Origin of the sequence: Paraburkholderia silvatlantica (genome assembly GCF_003096715.1) — a bacterium.
In the GTDB taxonomy this organism is placed as follows: Bacteria; Pseudomonadota; Gammaproteobacteria; order Burkholderiales; family Burkholderiaceae; genus Paraburkholderia; species Paraburkholderia silvatlantica.
Genome location: NZ_QEOL01000015.1, coordinates 134,902 through 157,515, shown reverse-complemented (window position 1 = coordinate 157,515; position 22,614 = coordinate 134,902). Strand labels below are relative to the sequence as shown.

16 protein-coding genes are annotated in these 22,614 nt (G+C 67.3%); 10 read left to right on the top strand and 6 right to left on the bottom strand.

Going from position 1 to position 22,614, the window contains the following annotated elements:
• Positions 1 to 389: 389 nt before the first annotated feature.
• On the bottom strand, positions 390 to 791 hold the full coding sequence (locus tag C7411_RS20700; protein WP_110385922.1) for a PaaI family thioesterase: 402 nt from the start codon (positions 789 to 791) through the stop codon (positions 390 to 392).
• Positions 792 to 1,135: 344 nt separating this feature from the next.
• Here C7411_RS20700 and C7411_RS20695 point away from each other — a divergent pair, with 344 nt between their 5' ends.
• From C7411_RS20695 to C7411_RS20665, 7 genes are all read left to right on the top strand, one after another.
• The gene (locus tag C7411_RS20695; RefSeq protein WP_243413264.1) at positions 1,136 to 2,281 is read left to right on the top strand and encodes a pyridoxal-phosphate-dependent aminotransferase family protein; all 1,146 of its coding nucleotides are present in this window, start codon (positions 1,136 to 1,138) and stop codon (positions 2,279 to 2,281) included.
• A 122-nt stretch (positions 2,282 to 2,403) separates the two neighbouring features.
• Positions 2,404 to 3,090 carry an HAD family hydrolase gene (locus tag C7411_RS20690; RefSeq protein WP_110385920.1) on the top strand — a complete coding sequence of 229 codons (687 nt, stop codon included), beginning with the start codon at positions 2,404 to 2,406 and terminating at the stop codon, positions 3,088 to 3,090.
• A gap of 173 nt (positions 3,091 to 3,263) precedes the next feature.
• Positions 3,264 to 3,728 carry a MarR family winged helix-turn-helix transcriptional regulator gene (locus tag C7411_RS20685; RefSeq protein ID WP_110385957.1) on the top strand — a complete coding sequence of 155 codons (465 nt, stop codon included), beginning with the start codon at positions 3,264 to 3,266 and terminating at the stop codon, positions 3,726 to 3,728.
• 17 nt (positions 3,729 to 3,745) lie between these two features.
• Entirely contained in the window at positions 3,746 to 5,884 is a 2,139-nt protein-coding gene (locus tag C7411_RS20680) for an FUSC family protein (RefSeq protein WP_110385919.1), read from the top strand.
• Between the two features lie 37 nt (positions 5,885 to 5,921).
• The gene (locus tag C7411_RS20675; protein ID WP_027818583.1) at positions 5,922 to 6,131 is read left to right on the top strand and encodes a DUF1656 domain-containing protein; all 210 of its coding nucleotides are present in this window, start codon (positions 5,922 to 5,924) and stop codon (positions 6,129 to 6,131) included.
• Positions 6,132 to 6,138: 7 nt separating this feature from the next.
• A complete protein-coding gene (locus tag C7411_RS20670) occupies positions 6,139 to 7,119 on the top strand; it encodes an efflux RND transporter periplasmic adaptor subunit (protein WP_110385956.1) in 981 nt (326 codons plus the stop codon).
• Complete coding sequence (locus C7411_RS20665) at positions 7,116 to 8,651, top strand: efflux transporter outer membrane subunit (RefSeq protein WP_110385918.1); 1,536 nt, start codon at positions 7,116 to 7,118, stop codon at positions 8,649 to 8,651. The genes C7411_RS20670 and C7411_RS20665 overlap by 4 nt, the downstream gene beginning before the upstream one ends.
• Positions 8,652 to 8,666: 15 nt before the next feature.
• On the opposite strand, the gene pbpC is transcribed toward C7411_RS20665, so the two are convergent.
• The 3 genes from pbpC to C7411_RS20650 form a co-directional block, all read right to left on the bottom strand.
• Positions 8,667 to 10,943, bottom strand: coding sequence for a penicillin-binding protein 1C (gene pbpC, locus C7411_RS20660; protein ID WP_110385917.1), 2,277 nt, complete (start codon positions 10,941 to 10,943; stop codon positions 8,667 to 8,669).
• Positions 10,940 to 17,014, bottom strand: coding sequence for an alpha-2-macroglobulin family protein (locus C7411_RS20655; RefSeq protein WP_110385916.1), 6,075 nt, complete (start codon positions 17,012 to 17,014; stop codon positions 10,940 to 10,942). Before C7411_RS20655 ends, pbpC begins: the two co-directional genes overlap by 4 nt.
• A 399-nt stretch (positions 17,015 to 17,413) precedes the next feature.
• Positions 17,414 to 18,202, bottom strand: a complete 789-nt coding sequence (locus C7411_RS20650; protein ID WP_110385915.1) for an SDR family NAD(P)-dependent oxidoreductase — start codon at positions 18,200 to 18,202, stop codon at positions 17,414 to 17,416.
• Positions 18,203 to 18,312: 110 nt separating this feature from the next.
• On the opposite strand from C7411_RS20650, the gene C7411_RS20645 reads away from it, so the two are divergent.
• Positions 18,313 to 18,870, top strand: coding sequence for a TetR/AcrR family transcriptional regulator (locus C7411_RS20645; RefSeq protein ID WP_110385914.1), 558 nt, complete (start codon positions 18,313 to 18,315; stop codon positions 18,868 to 18,870).
• Positions 18,871 to 18,998: 128 nt separating this feature from the next.
• On the opposite strand, the gene C7411_RS20640 is transcribed toward C7411_RS20645, so the two are convergent.
• Complete coding sequence (locus C7411_RS20640; protein WP_110385913.1) at positions 18,999 to 19,334, bottom strand: DUF4148 domain-containing protein; 336 nt, start codon at positions 19,332 to 19,334, stop codon at positions 18,999 to 19,001.
• A gap of 262 nt (positions 19,335 to 19,596) precedes the next feature.
• On the opposite strand from C7411_RS20640, the gene C7411_RS20635 reads away from it, so the two are divergent.
• Together C7411_RS20635 and C7411_RS20630 are read left to right on the top strand one after the other, a co-directional pair.
• The gene (locus C7411_RS20635; protein ID WP_110385912.1) at positions 19,597 to 20,991 is read left to right on the top strand and encodes a selenium-binding family protein; all 1,395 of its coding nucleotides are present in this window, start codon (positions 19,597 to 19,599) and stop codon (positions 20,989 to 20,991) included.
• A 14-nt stretch (positions 20,992 to 21,005) separates the two neighbouring features.
• The gene (locus C7411_RS20630) at positions 21,006 to 21,647 is read left to right on the top strand and encodes a hypothetical protein (protein ID WP_110385911.1); all 642 of its coding nucleotides are present in this window, start codon (positions 21,006 to 21,008) and stop codon (positions 21,645 to 21,647) included.
• 9 nt (positions 21,648 to 21,656) lie between these two features.
• Here the strand turns inward: C7411_RS20630 and C7411_RS20625 are convergent, their stop codons facing one another.
• Positions 21,657 to 22,517, bottom strand: a complete 861-nt coding sequence (locus C7411_RS20625; RefSeq protein WP_110385910.1) for an oxidoreductase — start codon at positions 22,515 to 22,517, stop codon at positions 21,657 to 21,659.
• Between the last annotated feature and the right edge of the window lie 97 nt (positions 22,518 to 22,614).

Sequence of the window (22,614 nt, the reverse complement as noted above, 5' to 3'; positions counted from 1 at the left end):
GATGGCCGACTGGCGCGGGGTTATGGAATTATCGGCTCTTTTTGGTTTTTACGCGCTCCCGATCGTCATTTTAATTTCGACGAAATCTGATCGGCGAATCGCGTCTGACGAGATAATCAAGGATCAATTCTCCGTTGCAAAAAGTTCGCCGATCTCATTATTCGGAAATCGGGAATACCCTAAATGCAAAATGCGCCAAATCATTGATTTGAAAGAATAAATATTACGAAATCATTAAAATAAAAACTTTACACTCGTTGAACGGGCAACATAAATTCCGCATCCGTTCCGCTTTCTGTCTTCCAATCCGAAAACGAGAGTCGAAGCGGCGGGCCTTTTCTTGTCAGCCAGATTATTTCGGATCCCTATTAAACCAGAAGTCGCCTCGATCATGCCTTCTGCGGATACGAATACTTGAACGTCCCTTGCGCGCTCGCGATCAGCAGGCGGTCGTCCACCCAGGCCTCGGCGCGCGCAAAGAAGATCGATCGGCCGCCGCGCTCCAGAAACCCCTTCGCCCGCACGAACTGGCCAAGCCCTTTGTCGAGGTAGTGGGTCGTGAGCGAGAGCGTGAAGCCATGACGCGGCGGGGCGCCAACCGGCGCGAAGAGTCCCGCGTAGCCGGCGGCGGCGTCGAGCAGCGTGGCGATCGCGCCGCCTTGCAGCACGCCCTGGCGATTGAGCTTGGAAGCGTCGATGGGCATGACAAGCTCCGCGTAGCCCTCGCGCCACTGCGCGACGCTCACGCCGAGCGTTTCAAGAAACGGGTTGTCCACGGCGAACTGCGGCATACGCGGTCTTCCTTGCATTATCGGGCGATGCGATTGATTATAGGGTGGCTGCCCCAATGCCACAGCGTGCCGCAGCGCCGCCCGTACGACTGTTCAGCGAAATTCCGCGCAACTGTACATGGCCAGCGCTGCCGCGCCGCACAACACTGCCTGAAGGCGCGCGAGGCGCGCGTCCTCCGCAAACCCTTCCAGGATAAAACCAGGTACTCAAGATGAACGACAACGCGCTCCACCCCGACCCGCTGGCCACTTCGCGCACAGCGGCGGCAGCGGCCGAGGCCGCGCCCGTGCCTTGCCCCATCGTCGAAACGCTCGACCGCATCCTGCCCGAGGAGCCGCTCCTCATGATGGGTGCCGGCCCCGTGCCGATTCCCGACGCCGTGGCCAAGGCCAACACCGTCGTCATCAATCACCTCGGCGACACCATGGCGCGCGTCATTCACCAGGTGAAGACGATGGCGCGCTACGTGTTCCAGACGCGCTCGAACTGGGTGCTCGGCGTGGCCGGTCCGGGCTCGGCGGCCATGGAAATGGCGATCTCGAACCTCGCGTGGCCAGGCACCCGCGTGCTCTCCATCGTCAACGGCTTCTTCAGCCAGCGCATGGCCGAAATGGCGGGCCGCGTGGGCGCCGAAGTCACCACACTCGATGTGGCCGACCGCGAGATCGCCTCGCTCGCAGCCGTGGCGCAAGCCATCGAGCGCACGCGCCCGGCTGTCGTCACGATCGTGCACGGCGAAACCTCCAATACGGTGTGGAACCGCGAACTCAAGGAAATCGTGCAGCTCGCCAAGGCCGCCGGGGCGCTCGTGGTGGTGGACGCCGTCTGCACGCTGAGCACCATGCCGCTGGAAATGGACGCCTGGGGCATCGACGTCGTCATCACGGGCGGCCAAAAGGGCCTCTCTTCGATCCCGGGCGTTTCGCTGATTGCCTTTTCGGACGCCGCCTGGGAGCGCGTGCGCACACGCACCGCGCCGAACACGCACTGGTGCCTCGACGCCATGCTCGCCGAAAACTTCTGGCACAACGCCGGCTATCACTACACCGCGCCCGTCTCGGGCGTGCTGGCGCTGCACGAAGCGCTGCGCCTCGTGTGCACGGAAACGCTCGAAAAACGCTTTGCGCGCCACCTGCGCTGCTCGCTCGCGCTGCAAAGCGGCGTGAGCGCGTTGGGCCTCGCGCTTTATACGCCGCAATCGTGCCGCCTGAATTCCGTGGTCGGCATCGGGCTGCCCGAGGGCGTCACTGCGCGCGAGGTGTGCAATCACATCTCGCAGCAGTACCAGGTGGAGATCGCCGGATCGTTCGGTCTCCCGATCGTTCGCATCGGGCAGATGGGCGAGCAGTGCCGCGAGCACAACCTCTTTCGCACCGTGCACGCGCTTGGCCGCACCATGAGCGATCTCGGCGTGAGGGTCGATCTGCCCGCCGGGGTTGCCGCGCTCGAAGAGTCGCTTTCGGCCGGCTCGCGCGAAGCGCGGCGTTAAGCGAACCGCCCACGCAAACGCGACCCCGGTTATCATCGCGCTCCTGCGCGCGCGATCCCGATGCGCGCCGCATGACGCAACCGCAGGCAACTGAAAGCAACCGCAGGCAAACCCAAGCGAAGATGTCCCCCATCCCTTTCGACGCCATCCTCTTCGACTGCGACGGCGTGCTCGTCGACTCAGAACGCATTACGCACGTGGTGCTCACGCAGATGCTGGGCGAACTCGGCTGGACGCTCGAGGTGGACGAAGCCATGCGCATCTTCGTCGGCAAGGCGGTGAAAGACGAAGCCGCGCGCATCGAGGCGCATACGGGTTTCGCGATTACCGATGCCTGGCTCGAAGGCTTTCGCGCGCGCCGCAATGAAGCGCTGGCGCGCGATCTCGTCGAGATTCCGGGCGCGCCCGCAGCCGTGCGCGCGGTGCACGCGGCCATGAACGGGCGCATCGCCGTCGCCTCGGGTGCGGACCGGCGCAAGGTCGAGTTGCAGCTGCGCAAGGTGGACCTGCTCGACTGCTTCGCAGGCCACATCTACAGCGGCCACGAAATGCCGCGCAGCAAGCCGCATCCCGATGTCTATCTCGCGGCGGCAGCCGGTCTCGGCGTGCAGCCCGGCCGCTGCGCCGTGATCGAGGACACGGTCACGGGCGCCCGCGCGGGCCTCGCCGCGGGCGCCACCGTGTTCGGCTACAGCCCGCCCGAGCCCGGCCACAGCAGCGCGCAGGCACTCCTCGCGGCCGGCGTTGCGCACGTATTCACCGACATGATGCAGCTTCCCGCCCTGCTTTCCGGCCGGTCAAATAGTTAAGCGCATATAAAACAACGCCGAAACAGCCGCGCTCGTCGGGCACTGTTGGCCGTACGCATCACCGCACACCATATAAAAAGCAGACCGGCCACGAGTCGAATACCATCCGGTTCGTGGCGCCGCGAAAGAAAATGATAGTTTGCTATCGAATCGCTTTGGGCTATCATCCGCCGATGTCGAATCTTCATACTTTACGCCTTGCGGTCAGCAGCACGCTCGTCGTGGCAGCACGCAAATGGCGGCGCACGACGCACGGCGCCCTTACCGCATACAACGTCTCCGAGGCATGCGCCGCGCCGCTTCTCACCGCCGGGCGCCTTGGCGAAGCCGTGCGCCAGGTCACGCTCGCGGAGCACGTTGGCATAGAAGGCCCGTCGCTCGTGCGTCTGCTCGACCAGCTCTGCGCCGCGGGCCTCGTGCGCCGCGACGAAGACCCCGACGACCGCCGCGCAAAAACGATCTCGCTCACGAGCGAAGGCCGCGCCGTGACCGAGCGCATGGAGGACGAACTGCGCTCGCTGCGCGCCCGCGTGCTCAAGGGCGTGAGCCGCGCCGACCTCGAAGCGACGCTGCGCGTGCTCAACGCGTTCAATGCAGCCTCCCCCGCGGACCAGGCCGACCGGCCCTTACACGACTGAAAGCAGACAGCGGACTCATGACCTACCCCACCATCCGCGACTGGCTCTTTTCGGTCAAGACCTTCGCCGCGTCGATGCTGGCGCTCTATATCGCGCTCAAATTTCAGCTCCCGCGCCCCTATTGGGCGATGGCCAGCGTGTACATCGTCTCGAACCCGTTCGTGGGCGCCACGCGCTCGAAGGCGCTTTACCGCGCGCTCGGCACCGCGCTCGGCGCGGCCGCGGCCATCGCGCTCGTGCCGCCCTTCGTCGAAACGCCGCTCCTCTTCAGCGCGATCGTCGCGACCTGGACGGGCACGCTGCTCTATCTGGCGATCTCCGACCGCACCGCGCGCAGTTACGTGTTCATGCTCGCGGGCTATACGATGCCGCTCATCGCGCTGCCCACCGTGACCGATCCCACTACCGTGTTCGACGTGGCGATCGCGCGCACGCAGGAAATCACGGTCGGCATCATTTGCGCGAGCGTGGTGGGCAGCACCATCCTGCCTAGCCGCCTCGCGCCCACGCTCATCGAGCGCGCCGACGCCTGGTTCCGCGATGCCGCCTGGTACGGCCGCGAAACGCTCTCGGGCCATATTGCGGGCAAAGCGCTTTCGGCGTGCCGTCAACGTCTCGCCGCCACGGTCAACCAGCTCGAATTCCTGCTGAGCCAGTTGAGCTACGACCACACGCACCCCGAGATCCTCGAGCGCGCCGAGTCGCTGCGCGGACGCATGCAACTCTTCCTCCCGATGATCTCCGCGCTCGCCGACCCGCTCGTCGCGCTGCGCCGCGATCTGCACGCGTGGCCGGAGGGCCTCGATAGCCTGCTCGCCGACGCGGCGCGCTGGTTCGACGAGCCGCTGCCCACGCGCGCGGCCGAGATGCGCGACGACGCGGGCGACCCGAGCGCAGAAAATCTGCGCAAGCGCATCGCGACGCTGCAGCCCGCGCGCGATGCACTCTCGAGCTGGGAAGGCGCGCTGCTCTCGAACGCGCTCTGGCGCCTTGGCCAGGTGATCGACGTGTGGCAGGACTGCCGCGCGCTGCGCGCGCTCATCGCGCACGAAGCGAAAATCGGCACGTGGCGGCCGCGCTATCGTCACTGGCGCCTTGGCGGCACGGAACGCTTCTACGATCGCGGCCTCATGTTGTTCTCGTGCCTCGTGCCGATGAGCGCGATTCTCGTGGCCTGCTGGCTTTGGGTCAGCTCGGGCTGGCACGACGGCGCGGGCGCGGTGACGCTTGCGGCCGTGGCCTGCTGCTTTTTCGCGGCATCCGACGAGCCCGCGCCGCTGGTGTTCCGCTTTTTCCTCGCCACCGCGGCGAGCGTGGTATTCGCCGGCCTCTATCTGTTCGTCGCGCTGCCCAAGGTGCACGATTTCGCGATGCTCGTGCTGCTGTTCGCGGGCCCGTTCATCCTGATCGGCACGCTCATTCCGCGCCCGGCCTTCAACATGGTGACGATGCTCGTGGCCGTGAACACGGCCACCTTCATCAGCGTGCAGAGTGCTTACGAGTCGGACTTCTTCGTCTTCCTGAACAGCAATATCGCCGGCGTGGCGGGCCTCCTGTTCGCCTATCTGTGGACGCGCGTCACGCGTCCGTTCGGCGCCGAACTCGCGGCGCGGCGCCTGTTGCGCTCGAGCTGGAGCGACGTCGCGCTCTCGGCATCGCCCACGCCTATCGCGGACCAGCGCAATCTCACCTCGCGCATGGTCGATCGCCTCATGCAACTCATTCCGCGACTCGCGGCTTCCGACGAGCACCGCCATCCGTCGATCGAGAGCTTCCGCGATTTGCGTATCGCGCTCAATTCGCTCGATTTGCGGCGCTCGCGCCACAAACTCGACGGCGACGTGCCCGACGCGATCGACCGCGTGCTCGCGGGCATAAGCGACCACTATGCGCGCTGCGCGCGTGCGCGCGTGCGCCAGGACGCCCCGTCCGCGCTGCTCTCCAGCATCGACGACGCCATGCGCCGCGTCGCGGCCCGCGCGCGCGCGCAACTGCCGCCCGCCACCGTTGCCGACGCCGATGTCCAGCCCGCACCGCGCGCGCTCGTCTCGCAGCGCTGGCTGCGCGACACGCTGCACGCGCTGGTGGGCCTGCGCATCGCGCTCTATCCGGCTCTCGCGGCGCAATCGCCGTCCAACCCCGAGGCCACGGCATGAGCGCGCATCCCTCTTATCCTTTTTCGAAACCCGCATCATGATCGGCGAAATCGATATCTTTGGCGTGTTCGTGCCCGCCGTGCTCGTGCTGATGCTGATCGCATACCTCATCAATGTCGTGATCGGCAAGGTGCTCACGCGTGTCGGCTTTTATCGGCTCGTATGGCATCGTTCCATTTTCGATCTCGGCATCTATGTCTTCGTGCTGGCTGCCGTCATCATCGTGTCGCATCGCTTCGTGAATTAACGTGAACGTGAAAAAAACCTGGTTCTCCGCAGGACAGATCCTGCTGACGCTCATCGTCGTCGTGGTCGCCGCCCTCGTGCTGTGGCGCATCGTCAACTACTACATGTTCTCGCCGTGGACGCGCGACGGCCGTGTGCGCGCCGACGTGATCCAGGTCGCGCCCGACGTAGGCGGCCTCATCACCCGCGTCGACGTCGCCGACAACCAGCAGGTCAAGCAAGGCCAGGTGCTGTTCGTGATCGACCAGGCACGCTACGCGCTCGCGCTGCGTCTCGCCGAGGCCACGCTCGAGCAGCGCAAGGCCACGCTCGCCCAGGCGAAGCGCGAATACGCGCGCAATCTCGCGCTCGGCAATCTCGTGGCCGCGGAAACGCTGGAGGAAAGCCGCACGCGCGTCGATCAGGGCGAAGCCGCGGCCGCCGATGCCCAGGTCCAGGTCGACACCGCCAGGCTCAATCTTCAGCGCACCACGATCGTGAGCCCCGTGGACGGCTATTTGAACGACCGCGCGCCGCGTGTCGGCGAGTACGTCACGGCAGGCCGCGCGGTGGTCGCCGTCGTGGACATGCATTCGTTCCGCGTGGATGGCTACTTCGAGGAAACGCGCCTGCACGGCATTCAGATCGGCCAACCCGTGGAAATCACGGTGATGGGCGAGACGCGAGCGCTGCGTGGCCATGTGCAAAGCATCGTCGCAGCGATCGAGGACCGCGACCGCCAGGCGGCGCCGAACCTGCTGCCCAACGTGAATCCGGCCTTCAGCTGGGTGCGTCTCGCGCAGCGCATTCCGGTGCGCGTGGCGCTCGACGAAGTGCCCGCCGATTTCCGCATGATCGCGGGCCGCACGGCCACCGTGGCCGTGCGCACCGAAGCGAACAACGGCCGCCAGGCCTCGCCCGCGAACCATGCAAGCGGCGCCGCCGCCCCGCAGCCCGCAACGAGTGCGAGCGCCCCCGCCGCGTCCCAGGCTGCCGGAGCTTCGCAATGACACGCCGCAGTCTCTGGCGCCGCCGCTTTTGCCCCAACGCCTGGCCCAACCTCGCGCTCGCGCCGCTCGCGCTCGCGCTGGGCGCATGCATCACGCTCGGCCCCGACTACCACGTGCCGCAGGAAGCCGTGGTCAATTCGCCGCTCGCGCAAGGCCCGATCGAAGGCGCGGACCATGCGCCGGTCTCGCAACTGGGCGTACCCGCCAACTGGTGGCAGCTTTACGACGACCCCACGCTCAACGAACTGGTGCAGGAAGCGCTGAAGTCGAACACGGACCTGCGCGTGGCGGCTGCAAACCTTGCGCGCTCGCGTGCGGCGGTCGACGTGGCCAACGCGCAGGGCGGCTTCTCGGGCAACGCGCATGCCGGCGTCGAGCGCGCGCAGGTGTCGGGCGAGCAGTTCCTCCTGTTCGAAAAGGTGCCTGTCGCGACGCTGGGAGACCTCGGCGTCAACATCTCGTATGAATTCGACCTGTTCGGCAAGCTGCGGCGCGGCGTGGAAGCCGCGCGCGCCGACGACGCAGCCGTGGAAGCCGCGGCCGATCTCGCGCGCATCACGGTGGTCGCCAACGTGGCGCAGGCGTATGTCGAATCGTGCTCGGCCGCCGAGGAACTGGAGATCGCGCAGGAATCGCTCAAGCTGCAAAAAGAGCGCGTGGCGCTCACGAAGCGCCTGCGCGACGCGGGGCGCGGCAACCAGCCCGACGTGACGCGCGGGCAGACCCAGGCCAACACGATCGCCGCCGATATCCCGCGCTTCGAGGGACGCCGCCGCGTGGCCCAGTATCAGCTCGCGATGCTGCTCGCACGCGCGCCCAAGGACCTGCCGCCCGCCGCGCTCGCGTGCAACCGTCTGCCCCGGCTCAAGCAGCCGATTCCCGTCGGCGACGGCGCCGCGCTGCTCAAACGCCGCCCCGACGTGCGCGAGGCCGAACGCCAGCTCGCGGCATCGACGGCGCGCATTGGTGTGGCGATCGCCGAGATGTACCCCGACGTCACGTTCGGCGCGGGCGTGGGCACGATCGGCCTGACCAGCGATCTGTTCACGCCCGCGACCAATGCCTGGTCGTTCGGCCCCCTGATCAGCTGGACCTTCCCGGTCAACGGCCAGCGCGACCGCGTGCGCGCCGCAGAGGCCGCGACGGGCGGCGCGCTCGCGCACTTCGACGGCGTGGTGCTCAACGCGCTGCGCGAAACGCAATCGAGCCTCGCGACCTATGCCGCCGACGACCAGCGCGCCGATGCGTTGCGCACGGCCTACACGTCCGCGCAGCAGTCGGCGGACGAAACGCATCGTCTCTATGCTGCGGGCCGCGAACCGTTCCTCTCCGACCTCGACGCCACTCGCACGCTAACCAGCGTGCACGCGCAGGTCGCCGCGGCCGAAGGCCAGGTCGCACTCGATCAGGTACGGTTGTTCCTCGCGCTCGGCGGCGGCTGGGAAGGCAATCGGCAAACGCTGCAGCAGCAGGGGGCGCAAGGCGGCCAGCCGGCACCGGCGGCAACCGCAGCGACTGCGCCGACAAAGTAAGAACTCGCCTCTGCTTCAGCGCGCCGCGCCGCCTTGCGCGGCGTCGGCGCGCATCGACTTCGGCGGCTTCGCAACCGCGCCGCGTACCTCGAAGTGCACGGTATCGGTCACCCGCCCCCGCGCATCGACGAGTTCGAGCGTGTGCTTGCCAGGCCAGGGCAGCCACGCGACGCGTGCGGCGCCGCCCAACGCCTTGCCGTCCAGGCGCCAGTTCACGCGCGCATTCGAGCCCGTTGCACGCTCGAACCAGACGCGCTGACGCGGCGCGGGAATGTCGGGATCGAGCGCGAAAATGGTGCCGTCGACGGGGCTGCCAATCTGCGCGGGTCCACGCGCGAGATCGGCGGCATTCGATGCCAGGCCCACTTGCGGCGTGGACGTGCCCGCAATGAACCACTCGTTGCGGGAAGGCTCCACGGCATCGGCGAACTGCACGCGCACGTGCTCGACGCCAGGTGGCGCGGCAGGCGCGACGCTCGGCACGCGCCGATGCAGATAGCCGACGATGGCAGCCCACACCGGCGCCGCGCCGGTCACGCCCGACACGTCCCACATGGGCGAGCCGTCCGCATTGCCGACCCACACGCCTACCGTATAGCGTGACGTGAAGCCCACGGTCCAGTTGTCGCGCATGTCCTTGCTCGTGCCCGTCTTGACCGCGGAAAACATGCGTGTATCCAGCGGACTGTCGAAATCGAAGGTACGTGTGCGCGCATTGTTGTCGGCGAGGACGTCGGCGACGATGAACGCGGACTCGCGGCTGAATATGTGCTTCGACGCGCCTTTTTGTGCGGGCTGCGCAGGCGCAGGCAATTCGGCGATCGGGCTCGCGACGCCGCCGTTGGCGAGCGCCCGATACGCATTCGTGAGCGTGACGAGGCTCACGTCCGCGCTGCCCAGTGCGAGACTGAAGCCGTAGTAGTCGCCCGCCTGCGTGAGCGGCAGGCCGAGCGCCGTGAGCGTTCTCGCGAATCGATGCGGCGTCACCATCACGAGCGTGCGCACGGCCGGTACGTTCAGCGACGAGCCGAGCGCGGTGCGCACGCTCACCCAGCCCTTGAAGCCCTTGTCGTAGTTCTGCGGCATGTACAGGCCGCCGCCCGCCGCGAGATCGAGCGGCGCGTCGTCGAGCAGCGAAGCGGTCGTCACGCGGCGCTCGTCGATGGCCTCGGCGTAGAGAAAAGGCTTGAGCGTCGAGCCCGCCTGGCGCAGCGCGAGCGCCGCGTCGACTTCGCGTGCCTTCGACAGGCCTCCTGACGATCCGACCCACGCGAGCACTTCGCCCGTTGCGTTATCGAGCACGACGACCGCGCCGTCCTGCACGTTGCGCGGATGCGCGCGCGCATTGAGTTCGATGAGCGTGCGCGTGAGCGTGTCGCGCGCGTAGCGTTGCAGGCTGGCGTCGAGCGTCGAGCGCACGCGCATGCCGGGCGTGGGATGCACGGCGTTCGCGATCTGGCGCGCGAAGTGCGGCGCAAGCTGCGGCGAATTTTCGCTGCGGCCGTCGAACGAGGGATCGTCGGCGGCGATGGCCGGGCGCGCGAAGGCCATCTGCACGAAGGCATCGAGATTCGGGCAGCCGCCGTCGACGTTCGCTGCGCGCATGTCGCGCAGGATGCGGCACGCACGCGTGGCGACCTTCGTATAGGGCGCATTGGGCGCACGGATCAGCGCGGCGGCGACGGCCGATTCGCGTTCGTCGAGCCCCGACGGCGTCTTGCCGAACAGCGTCTGCGAAAGCGCGGCAAGACCCACGGTCTCGCCACGGAACGGCACCAGGTTCAAATACGCTTCGAGAATCTGGTCCTTGCGCCAGGCGCGTTCGAGCCGCAGCGCATCCACGGCCTGTACGGCCTTCTGCGCGAGCGAGCGCTGGCCCGAGTGCTTCGGGTCGTCGTCGAGCAGGCCCGTGAGCTGCATCGTGACCGTGGAAGCACCACGCGTGCGTGTATTCCACAGGTTGGCCCAGGCGGCGGCAGCCGCGCCGCGCCAGTCCACGCCGCCATGCTCGTAGAATCGTTTGTCCTCCGAAACGACGATCGCCTCGCGCAGCGCCGGAGAAACGTCGGCGAGCGCGACCCAGTCGCCGCGCCTCGCGGTACGCTCCACGCGCGTGCGCTGCAGCGGCGTGCCGTCGCGCGCGAGCAGCACCCAGTCGGAGCTTTGCCACTGGCTGCGCACGTCGTCGAAAGTCGGCAGCGCGAACGCGGGCCGCGGCAGCAGCACGAGGCACAGCGTGGCGACGCCGAGCGCCCCCGCTGCGCGATGCCGTAGCGCGAATGGGCCGCTCATGGCGCCGCCTTCACGACCATCGGCGCATTAGGCGCGACGCCGAACGTGGCCGGCGCGTAGAGCGCCTCCACGCGCGTGGGCGGCAGCCCGAACGTGCCGGCGTTGTTGAGACGCACCGTGTACTCCAGCGAGACCTTGCCCTTCGGCAGAAACGCGTAGTAGGCGCGATAACCGTCGAAGCCGCGCTCGATGAACGCGGGCCACGGACCGTTCTCGTCCTGCTTCTCGCCTTGCGTCGCCACGGCAGAATCGCGCCCGAGCCCGGAGCCGAGGATCGTCGCGCCCGAAGGAATCGGGTCGTTCACGGCGACCCACGTCATGTCGGTCTGCGCGTCGATGTCGAGGCGCACGCGTACGACGTCGCCGCGCGTGTACACGCCCTTCACCGCGGCGTCCACCGGCGTGATCGTCTTCGCGACGCGATAGCCCGCCGCGAACGGCGCGCGCAACGCGACCGCGGCGAGGCTTTCCACCGTGGCCCACGGCTTGCCGGTTCCCTCCTGCGTCAACGTGAGCGGCGCGGCCGTGCCCTGCCTTGGCCATGCGAGCAGCATGCTGCGCGCGGGCGCGTTGCGTGTCGCCGCCGTGGCGGCGCTGGCACTCGATACCGCTCGCGCCGCCGACTGCGATGCCGCTTGCGCCGCCGATGGTGCCGCCGCGTTCCAGCCGACGATGCGAGACATATCGCCGAGCCGGATCCTCGTCGCGCCCGTCACCGGATCGTGCTCGAACACGCGCGAGAAGCGCTCGACCGCAAGCGAGCCGTACGCGTTCGCCGTCGTCGTGCTCCAGGCGCCGTTGCGTTGCAGCGCGAGCAGGCCCGCCACGAGCCGCGGCATTTCTTCCTTCCATGCGGGGTTGTCGACGAAGGCCAGCGCGAGGCGCGCGGCGTTGACCTCCGTGCCCGTCATGAGCCACCACAAATCGTCTTCGGCGGCTGTCGAGAACGTCAGCTGCGTGCCTTGCCACGTGAGACGCGCGCGCAGGATCTGTTCGAGCTGCGCCAATTTTTCTGCGCGATCCGGCACATCGCGCATGCGCGCGAGACTTTCCGCATAGTCGATCACCGCCGACGTGGGCCACTGATTCGGCGCGATCTCGATCGAGCCGAACTGGCGTGCGTTCGCCGCGCCGTAGCGCGACAGCGCATCGATGGCGGCGAGCTTGCGCAGATCGAGATCGCGGCGCGGCGCCCACGAATGGCGCTCGATGCGGCCTTCCACGAAACCCGTGAGGCCCTCCACCATCTTGCTGCGCAAGGCGTCGGGAAGCGCGAAGCGCGGGTCGAGCTTGGACGCCTCGTCGCTCACCGTGAGCAGGTACGCGGTGAGCGCGGTGCTGCCACGGCTCGCGCTGTCGTCTGCGGGCGGGAAGTAGTTCGCGAGGCCGTCGCGGTCCAGATACACCGGCAGGCGCGCAAGTTCCGCCTGCCAGCGCGCGGGGTCCCGCAGGCCGATCGCGATCGACGTCTGCTGCTCGAGGCAGGAATACGGATAGCGCGTGAACCAGCGGCGCACGCCGGGCAGGCCGTCCGCGAGCTTCGGCTGCAGCGACACTGCAATGCCGCCGCGCACCGCGCCTGCACGCGTCACGCTCGCGCTGGCCGGCGGCGCAACGGGAATGGAAAGTGTGCCGTCCACCTGCGCGAGCGTGGCCTGCTGCACCGTCACGGGGATCGCCGCGCGCACCTGCTGCGCGAGCTTCACCGCGTCCGCCGCATGCGCGCCGCCCTGCTCCGCCGCGCTCACGTTCCACGCGAGCGCGGGCCGTTCCGCTTCGGCGAGATCGTCGGGAACCGCGACTGTCCACGCGATCTCACGCGACGAATTGGGCGCGAGGTCCACGGTCTGCGCGGCAAGCGCGAGCGGCGGCACGTTCGGTGTGACGAGCACTTTCATCGTGCGCGTGGTCGTATTGCGCAGCGTGAACTGTGCGCGGAAGGTGTCGCCCTCGCGCACCTGCGGCGGCAGGCCCGAGATCAGCTGAAGGTCCTGCGTGCTCTCGATGGTCGCGCTGCCCGTGCCGAAGCGCGCCACCCCGCTCGCGGCAATCGCGACAATGCGAAAACGCGTGATCGAGTCGTTCAGCGGCACGCTCACCTGCGCCTCGCCCTTCGCATCGAGCGTGACGCGCGGGTTCCAGTAGAGCAGCGTGTCGAAGAGTTCGCGCGTCGCGCCATGGCCTCCTCCGCCGCCTGCCGGCACTGCCTTGCGCCCGAAGTGGCGGCGCCCGACGATCTCCATTTGCGCCGTGGCCGTTTCCACGCCATAAGCGCGCTGCTGCAGCATGGCGTCGAGCAGATCCCAGCTGCGGTTGGGCATGAGTTCGAGCAGCGCTTCATCGACGGCCGCCACGGCGATCTGCGTACCCGCGGGCACCGGCTGACCGCCCGGAAGCTGCACGCGCAACTGGACGCGCGACGTTGCGCGTACCGCGTAGCGTTTCGCGTCCGGCGTCACGCTCACCGCGAGGCGGTGCGCCGCGTCGCCCACGCGGATTTGCGCGAGCCCGTAACGGAAAGCCGGCTTCGAAAGATCGACGAGCGGCGTGGGCGCCTCGTACTGGCGCCCCTCGTACCAGAACGCACGCGCCCATTCGAGCGGCGCTTTCCACCCCCACGTGAAGAACGAATACCACGGCACCTCGTGAATGCGTCCACGCAGCGCGAGCACCGAAACGTAGACGTTGGGGCCCCAGGCGTCGTTCACCTTCAACTCGACGGTCGGATCGCGCCCGTCGAGTTGCACCACGTGCGTTTCGATGATGCCCTCGCGCTCCACGGCCACGAGCGCCGTCGCAAAGCGAAACGGCATGCGCACCTGGAAGCGCGCGGTCTCGCCGGGTTCGTAGCTCGTCTTCTCGGGCAACACGTCGATGCGGTCCGTGTTCTCGCTGCCGAACCAGAGTTCGTCCTCGCGCGTGACCCATACCGAGGTCGTCGCCGTGGAAGTATGGCCGTCGCCGTCGCGCGCCATGGCCACGAGCTGGATGTTGCCCGCTTCCTTGAGTTTCGCGTCGCACGTGAGCAAGCCGTGGTCGTCGCTCGTGCCGCTGCACAGCGTGCCGAGATCGCGCGTTTGCGTGTGGTTGTCGTAGGCGTAGAATCCGCCCACCATGCGCTTGCGCGAAGTCGTCGTGATCTTCGCCACGCCGCGCACGTCGAGCTTCACGCCCGCGTGCGGCTTGCCCTGCAGGTCGAGCGCGAGCGCGGTGACCGGTACGGTCCTGCCCACGGAGACCCAATGGCCCGACTTGATGCCCGCCACCACGGCAGCAGGCCAGAGCGTGGCCGCGCCGCTGATGGTCTGCACTTCGCCGTTCGGGTCCGCGAAGGTCGCTTCGAGCGCGAGGCGCTTCGGCGCATCCACGGCCGGCAGGTTCTTCAGCACGAGCGTGCCCGCGCCGTTGCGGTCGAGCGTGAGCGGCGCCTTGTCGGCCACGAGCTTCGCGACCTCGTTGTCCTCCCGTGGGCCGCTGTCCTCATCCCCGGACGTGTCGTTGGACATGTCGTCGGCCTCGCCCGCGCTCACATACGGCGCGAAACTGAAATCGCCGTATGTGCCGGCGAACGACGGCGTCGTTTCCTTCACGAGCGCCGATACCCGCACGGGCAGATTCGAAGCCGCGCCGCCCGATACATAATCGATCTGCACCGCCACGCTCGCCTGCGTGGCGGCGACGAGCGGCGACGTTTTCTCGTTCTGTACGGCGATCGTGCCCTTGAGCACCGGCAAGCGGAATGCTTCGACGCGGAAGCTGCCGCTGTCGTAGCTCATATGAACCACGTCTGCGCTGTCGTCCGCTTCGTCATTGCCGTCGCTTGCCGTGCCCGCGTTCGCGTCACCGTCGTCGAGCGAGACGTCGTATTCGCCGAGCTTCGCTTCGGGCGGCAACTCGAAGGTCGAGTCCGCCGTGTGGTCCGCGGCCCACTTGAGCGGCAGATGCCAGGTCTGGCCGCTGCCGGCATGGCGTATCGTCACGCGCGTGGGGTACTGCTGCGCAAGCGCGAAGCCATGCATCGTCTGGGCGCGAATGAAGTGTTTCATCGACACCGTCTCGCCCGCGCGCAGCAGCGTGCGGTCGAACACGGTATGTGCGCGCACCGTGGGCTGCAGGCTCGTGTCGGTCGGTACGTTGAAGCGCCACGACTCGATGCCGCGATTCCAGTCCGATTGCACGAAGGCCATGTCGGGACCCGTTTTCGGGTCGTCGATGCGCGCCGAAACGAACAGCCCGTTAAAGCTGTTTTCACCGCAGTCGCGACGATTCGCAAGCGGCCCGTCTATCGTCAGGAGTCCATTGGAATCCGTCTTCCCCGTGGCGAGCGTCTCGCCATTGCAGTCCGATACGCGCACGTCGGCGCCGGCTACAGGCTCGCCCTTGTCGAGCGAGGTGACCCACACCACGCTGTTCTCGCGGCCCTGCTTGAAGTGCACGCCCAGATTGGTGACGAGCACGGCCGTGCGCACGTACATGGGCGCCGGCTTGCCGAGCAGCGAGGCGCCGAGCGTTGGCGAGGCGAGTTCGATCACGTAGAAACCCGGCTTCGGCACGGGAATGCCCACCACTTCGAACGGCCGCAACGCCTTTGGATCGGCTTTGGGCAGCGCGAGCGTTTGCACGCCGGGCTGGCCGTCGAGCAGCGAGAGCGAGCGCACGTCGATGATGCGCTCCTTCGCGTCGTCATTCCCCTCGCCCGTCGTGCGCGGAATCACCACGGGCGACTTCGCCCGCGCGAGCAGCCCTGGCATCAGCCTGTTGATCGACGTTTCGCTCATGCCGAAAGTGTCGAACTGGTCGACGAGGCGCATCCAGCGGCGCATGTCGGTATCGGACTGCACCGCGAGCCTTGCGAACTTCGCCTCGCCCGCGTTGAGCCCCTGCACGTGCAGGTCGGCTTCGACGTTGCGCAGCGTGACCGGCACGAGCGGCGGCGTGCCGGGCTCCGCATGGCGCTCGATGATGCCGAAGGTCGAGGACGGGAATTTCGCGAGCGGCGGCATCGGCGCGGTCGCCGTATGCAGCGGGAACAGATCGGCGTTCGAGAGCGCCCGCCCGCTTACGTCCTCGAGGCCGGCGGGTGCGGTGACCGTGAGCGTCGCGCGCTCGGGCAAGGGCGCGGAGAACGTGATCGAGCTGACTTCGTTGTTCTTGTCATCCGGGCGGAAAGTCGGCGCGACTTCCCCCTTGGGCCCTTGCAGACGGAACTTCTGCGCGTCGGCCCGCGCGATCGGCGCGCTCAGATCGATACGCACGGGCCGCAGCGGCGTGCATGGCGCCTTCGCATTCTCGCGCTCGCAACTCATGCTCGCGGTGAACGGCTCGCGCACCGTGAAATCGAAGCGTCGTTCCACGTCGTTGGGCGTGCCGTTCGGCCCGAGTACGCCCCGTCCGTACACGAGCTGCATCTTCGCGCTGGAGGGCAGCGTTTGCTGGCAGGTGAGCGTGAGCACGCTCGCGCTGTCCTTTTCGAGCCGGAAATGCTTGAGCAGCGCCGCGCGCGTGGGCGCATCGACAGGCCGCACTGGAATGCGGTTGCCGAGTCCGCCCGACTCGCACCACACGTGTTCGCGCACGGAAGCCGGCGTGGCGGGACCATTGAGCTTCAGCACGAATGCCTGGTTTTCCTCAATTTCGCCGCCATAAGGGCGCACGCTCAGCGGGAACGGGCCGCCCGTGGAGAACGTGAAGCGGCGCAGGCCCGTCACTGCGCTGCCCGCCTGCGATTTGAGCCCGTCGACGAGCGTGACGCTGCATTGCACGTCGGGCGGCAGATCGGCGGCGAAATCATACGCCCACGTTTTGCCGTCGATCCACCGGCCCTGACCGGCGCCGGCAGCCGCGTTGCTGCATTGCAGGCGCGCGGGGTCCTTCGCGTCGGGCGCGCCGAACGCCACCATGGCCTCGTCGAACTTCACCACCACCTGGCGCACCTGCGCCACGGTCCCCTGCGGCGACACGCTCACCGCGCGCGCGGCATAGGCGCGCCACGCCCACGCCATGCATAAGCCCAGCACCAGGGCAAGCGCCAACGTCCACCACCCGCCAGCTTTTCGTGTTACTCGTTGCATCGACCGGTCCTCGTTTGCGCGCGCCGCGTGGCCGTTGCCGGGCGGCGTGCGGTGAATGGTACAGGGCGCCGCGCGCTCGCGCGCCAGGAACGGCCGGCCACGCGCTCACGCGTGCGGCTCGCGCCGAGTGCGAGCGCCCGCGCGCAGCATGGCGTGAATCGGGAATTCGCGATATCGGAAATCGCTGAATTTGCGAACGGGCTGGGACGAAGCGTGATACGAGGCGTGATACGAGGCGTGATACGAGGAGAGAGCCGCGGAGAAGATGCTGGCCGGACTCGCGGGCGCGAGCCGATGAGAGACGAGGGGAAGGCGTAATGAAGATGCGGCGGTCCATGGCCGCGCCGCGCGGCTGGCCATGGACCGCGAGCGGCCGCTGGCCGCCCGCAGTCCATCGGACTACATGGCTTCGCGATACCGCGCCGCCGGCTGCGACTGCCCGAAGTTCGCGAACATTGCGGACCGCGCGGCTTCGTAGTCGTCCCACTGCTGCGCGTCGGGCAGCGGCGGGATCGTCACCGTCTCGCGCCGGTCGAAGCCCACGAGCGCGGCATCGACGAGATCGTCCACTTCCATCACGGCCGGCAGTGCATTCACATCCTTGCCGGAGCGCGCCCAGATTTCGGTGCGCGTTGCGCCGGGCACGACGGCCTGCACGTACACGCCCTTGCCGCCGAGTTCCAGATTCAACGACTGCGAGAAATACAGCACGAACGCCTTAGTCGCGCCGTACACGCTCGAACGAAACTCGGGTGCGAGGCCGATGACGGAACCGATATTCACGATCGCCCCCTTGCCTTCGCGCGCAAAACGCGGCGCGACTGCGGCGGCGAGGCGCGCGAGCGCCGTGACGTTCAGACCGATGAGGCTGGCGACGGCGTCCGGGCCCTGCTCGACGAATGTGCCCGGCAGGCTCGCACCCGCGTTATTGATCAGCACACCGATGCGTGCGTCGTCGACGAGTCGCGCCTCCAGCAGCGCAAGGTCGGCGTGCGAAGCCAGATCGGCGCGAACGACTTCCACGTTCACACCATCGCGCTCGCGCAGGCGCGCAGCGAGGTCTTCCATGCGGGCGCGATCGCGCGCCACCAGCACGAGGTCATGGCCGCGCCTCGCGAAACGGTCGGCGTAGACGGCGCCGATGCCCGTGGACGCGCCAGTGATCAGGACAGCAGATTTAGCAGACATAGAAACTTCTCCGTGGGGATGTCTTTTACATGATGAACGTCATGTAAACGGAATAATGATGACCGTCATGTATAATGTCAAGCATCGCATGATGGGAAGCGGAGAGAACAATGAGGGTTAGTCGCGAACAGGTGGAAGTGAATCGCCAGCAAATCCTGCAAGCCGCCAGCCGGCTTTTTCGCGAGCACGGCTACGATGCGGTGACCGTCGCGGACGTAATGAGCGCCGCCGGTCTGACGCACGGCGGCTTCTACGGCTATTTCAAGTCGAAGGATGAGTTGATCGCGCAAACGCTCGCCCACGTCTTTGCACAGGGCGAAGGCGGCGATACCGATCTGGCGCGCTATGCGTCGCGCTACCTCAGTGCCGGGCATCGCGACAACGTGGCGGACGGGTGTCCAACGGCGGCGCTCGCCGCCGAAACCGCGCGGCAAACGCCCGAAGCGCGCGCCGTCATGACAGCCGGTCTGGAGCGTCAGATCGAGCGCCTGAGCGGGGGCATGAACGGCGCCGGCGCCGCAGCGGCGCGCCAGGCGGCGATTGGCGGCTGGGCCGCGATGGTGGGCGCGGTCGTGCTTGCGCGGCTGTGCGACGACCCCGCGCTATCGGACGAGATCCTCGAGTCCACGCGCATGTGGATTGGCGAGCGTGCTGCTCCGCGGGACTGAGACTGAACGTGGGCGTTTTGAGCGCCGTCTACGCAGACGGCAAATAAATCAGCCCGCGATGCGCCTTCGCGCAGTCGCGGGCCGATATTCATCATGCGGCATGAATCGGCTTCATGCCGCCGTAAAACTCAATGTGCGTTATAGATCGGCGGCGAATAGCTGCTTACGGCGCCATCGGTACGCCAACCGCTTTGCGACGAGCCGCTCGTAGCCGGGCCATAACCGGTTGCCTGCGCAACGGGCGCACCGCCTTGCGCATTCACGCGGGCCTGGGCTTGCTGCAGATCGACGGGGTAATAAAGGTCGTTCGCCGAAGGACGATAACCCGCGGCTTCGAGCTGCACCAACTCGCTGCGCACCTGGGCACGCGTCACAGGACCATTGCTGCCTTGCGACTGTGCAAACGAAATGGCCGGCACCGCAAGCACGGCAGCGATCGCAACAGCCTTGATGAGCGTTCTCATGACTAACCTCCAATAACTTGATCGAATCGGCGCAGCGGCTTGTCTGCATCCGTTGAGTAGAAGTCTAGGAACGTTGGCCTCGCGAATAAATGCGGCAAAAGCGAATTGACTATTCCCGCAATGCAGCTAATCGGCCTTCATTGCTTCAATGCATAAGCTTCTATGCGCAAGGAATATGGAACAGATGTGCAACGCGCTGCGCCACTCTGATGCATGATAGGGGCTCTTCCGAATCTTCCGAGTGTTCGATAAGGGGGCAGCAATGGCGACGTGGCAACCGGACCCGACCTTCTACCCGTCTGCGCGCATGGCAGGCGAAGCCCCGCCGGAGACACTGGCATACGTCGCCAGCTTTGACCCCACGCGCAGCGTGCCCGATTCGCTCGACGTGGTCGATCTGGACCCCCGCTCGCCGGAATTCGGGCGCATCGTGCACCGGCTGGCCATGCCCAACGTCGGCGACGAGCTCCACCATTTCGGCTGGAATGCCTGCAGCTCGTGCCTGTGCCCCAACGCCCCGCATGCGCATACCGAGCGCCGCTATCTCATCGTTCCCGGGCTGCGCTCCTCGCGCATTCATATTATCGACACGAAGCCAGACGCGCGCCGCCCCCATATCGCACGCGTGCACGAGCCCGAGAGCGTCGCGCAACGCGCGGGCTACACGCGCCCCCACACCGTGCATTGCGGGCCGGATGGCATTTATGTGACGTCGCTTGCGAACGCACAGGGCGAGGCGCCCGGCGGCGTCTTCCTGATGGACCACGAGAGTTTCGATATTCTCGGCCAGTGGGAGATCGACCGCGGCCCGCAACAGCTCGCCTACGACGGCTGGTGGCACCTCGGCTACGATACGCTCGTGACGAGCGAGTGGGGACTGCCCGCGGCCTTCGAAAACGGCCTCGTGCCCGAGGTCCTGCTCGGCGGCCAGTATGGTCATCGCCTGCACTTCTGGGACCTGCACACGCGCCAGCACAAGCAGGTGCTCGACTTCGGCGCGGAAAACCAGCTCGTGTTCGAGTTGCGCCCCGCGCACAACCCCACGCGCCCCTACGGTTTCGTGAACTCCGTGATCAGCCTGAAGGACCTCTCGGCGTCGATCTGGCAGTGGTATCTCGACGGCGGCCAGTGGGCCGCACGCAAGATCATCGAAATTCCGGCCGAGCCGGCCGATCCCGAGCATCTGCCGCCCATGCTCAAGGGATTCGCGGCCGTGCCGCCGCTCGTCACCGATATCGCACTCTCGCTCGACGACCGCTATCTCTACGTGGCGTGCTGGGGAACGGGCGATTTGCGCCAGTACGATGTGTCGGACCCCGAACGCGCGCGCCTGACGGGTTGCGTGCGCATCGGCGGCATTGCGGCGCGCGCGGCACATCCCTTCGCGCCCGGGCGCAAGCTCAACGGCGGCCCGCAAATGGTGGAAGTGAGCCGCGACGGCCGGCGCGTCTATTTCAGCAACTCGCTTTATGGTGCAATCGACGCGCAGTTCTACCCCGAAGGCATCGACGGCTGGATGGTGAAACTCGACGCCGCGCCCGAAGGCGGCCTCGAATTCGACGAGCGCTTCTTCGTCGAATGGCCGAAGTCGCACCGGCCGCACCAGATCCGGCTCGAAGGCGGCGATTGCTCGTCCGATTCGTACTGCTACCCATAAGCGCGGAGCTTGATATGGAGGAAGTCTTCGGCGCACACTGGGGCGCCTGGGCAGCCGTGGTGGGCAGCGGCGTCTTTCACGGCGTGAATCCGGCGATGGGCTGGCTCTTCGCGACCGCGCTCGGCTTGCAGCGCGGAAGCCGCACGGCGCTGCTGCTCGCTTTGCCGCCCATCGCGCTCGGTCACGCCGCCTCCATTCTGCTGTTCACGAGTTCCACCGCGGCGCTGGGCACGCATCTGCCGGGCGCTGCGCTGCACGCTTGCCTCGGCGCGCTCCTGATCGCGTGGGCCGCGTGGCAGTACGCGTATGGCCACCGGCACCGCGTGCGCGTGGGGATGACCGTGGGCTTTGCCGGGCTCGCGGCGTGGTCTGCGTTGATGGCCACGCTGCACGGCGCGGGACTCATGCTGATGCCCGCCATGCTGCCGCTGTGCGGTGGGGCGGGCGCCGCAGCGGGCCTTGCGAACCCGCTTGCGCTTTCGTTTGCGTTCACCGCGCTGCATACCGTCACGACGCTCGCCACCACGGCCATCGTCGCGCTGCTCGCCTACGAGTATTTCGGTCTTGGCGTGCTGCGGCGAGGCTGGATCAACTTCGACTGGCTCTGGCGCGGGGCGCTAGTCGCGACCGGAACGTTGATGATCGCAACGGCGTGAGCCGCTAACTCAACTCCCCGCCGGATAATCGGTGCCGAGGCTCAACTCGCGCCACGCCTCGATATCGGCAAGCGCCGCGCGCAAGCGGTTCGCCACCGCCTCCACGCCGAATGCGCCCAGCACGAGATGCCGCGGCGGCTTTTCCGTTTCCGTGATGCGTATCATCGCCTGCGCCGCGCGCACCGGGTCGCCCGGCTGATGGCCGCTGCCTTGCGCCGTGCGCTGCATACGCGCGCCCGCCGTTTCGGCGTAATCGTCGATACGGCTCGGCGTCTGCACGAGCGAGCGGCCTGCCCAGTCCGTGCGAAACGGCCCCGGCTCCACGCAGGTCACCTTGATGCCTAGCGGGCCGACTTCCGTCAGCAGCGAATCGGAGAATCCCTCCACGGCGTGTTTCGAGGCCGCATAGTAGCCGGAACCCGGAAAGCCCGCGAGCCCCGCCACCGACGTAATGTTGATGACGTGGCCCTTGCGGCGCGCACGCATGCCCGGCAGCGCCGCGCGCGTGAGCGCGAACAGGCCGAACGCGTTGGCATCGAACTGCGCGCGGATCTCGCGTTCGTCGCCCTCCTCGATCGAACTCTGATAGCCATAGCCTGCGTTGTTGACGAGCACGTCGATCGCGCCGAACTGCTTTTGCGCGGCCGCGACGGCGGCGTCGATTTGCGCGGCGTCGGTCACGTCGAGCGAGACGGGCAGCAGGCGATCGCCGGCCTCGGGCGCGAGATCGTCGAGCGACGCCTTGTTGCGCGCGGTCGCGACACAGCGCCAGCCGCGCGCGAGCACCGCTCGGGCGAGCTCGCGGCCAAAGCCGGTCGAACAGCCGGTCACGAACCAGACCGGGGACGCATTCGGGGAATCAACGGACATGGGACGGCCTCCGGGAAGAAGGGGCAGACAAGGCTGCCGAAGACAGGGAAAGCGGAAGATGGCGCCGCCGCACGAAGCGGGTCGCTGTGAGGTGGCT

Bases quoted from the DNA above. Each gene is read 5' to 3' on its own strand.
- C7411_RS20685 (WP_110385957.1), top strand. From the start codon at position 3,264: ATGTCGAATCTTCATACTTTACGCCTTGCGGTCAGCAGCACGCTCGTC.
- C7411_RS20645 (WP_110385914.1), top strand. From the start codon at position 18,313: ATGAGGGTTAGTCGCGAACAGGTGGAAGTGAATCGCCAGCAAATCCTG.
- C7411_RS20690 (WP_110385920.1), top strand. From the start codon at position 2,404: ATGTCCCCCATCCCTTTCGACGCCATCCTCTTCGACTGCGACGGCGTG.
- C7411_RS20640 (WP_110385913.1), bottom strand. From the start codon at position 19,334: ATGAGAACGCTCATCAAGGCTGTTGCGATCGCTGCCGTGCTTGCGGTG.
- C7411_RS20700 (WP_110385922.1), bottom strand. From the start codon at position 791: ATGCCGCAGTTCGCCGTGGACAACCCGTTTCTTGAAACGCTCGGCGTG.
- C7411_RS20635 (WP_110385912.1), top strand. From the start codon at position 19,597: ATGGCGACGTGGCAACCGGACCCGACCTTCTACCCGTCTGCGCGCATG.
- C7411_RS20655 (WP_110385916.1), bottom strand. From the start codon at position 17,014: ATGCAACGAGTAACACGAAAAGCTGGCGGGTGGTGGACGTTGGCGCTT.
- C7411_RS20625 (WP_110385910.1), bottom strand. From the start codon at position 22,517: ATGTCCGTTGATTCCCCGAATGCGTCCCCGGTCTGGTTCGTGACCGGC.
- C7411_RS20650 (WP_110385915.1), bottom strand. From the start codon at position 18,202: ATGTCTGCTAAATCTGCTGTCCTGATCACTGGCGCGTCCACGGGCATC.
- C7411_RS20675 (WP_027818583.1), top strand. From the start codon at position 5,922: ATGATCGGCGAAATCGATATCTTTGGCGTGTTCGTGCCCGCCGTGCTC.
- C7411_RS20665 (WP_110385918.1), top strand. From the start codon at position 7,116: ATGACACGCCGCAGTCTCTGGCGCCGCCGCTTTTGCCCCAACGCCTGG.
- C7411_RS20680 (WP_110385919.1), top strand. From the start codon at position 3,746: ATGACCTACCCCACCATCCGCGACTGGCTCTTTTCGGTCAAGACCTTC.
- pbpC (WP_110385917.1), bottom strand. From the start codon at position 10,943: ATGAGCGGCCCATTCGCGCTACGGCATCGCGCAGCGGGGGCGCTCGGC.
- C7411_RS20695 (WP_243413264.1), top strand. From the start codon at position 1,136: ATGATGGGTGCCGGCCCCGTGCCGATTCCCGACGCCGTGGCCAAGGCC.
- C7411_RS20630 (WP_110385911.1), top strand. From the start codon at position 21,006: ATGGAGGAAGTCTTCGGCGCACACTGGGGCGCCTGGGCAGCCGTGGTG.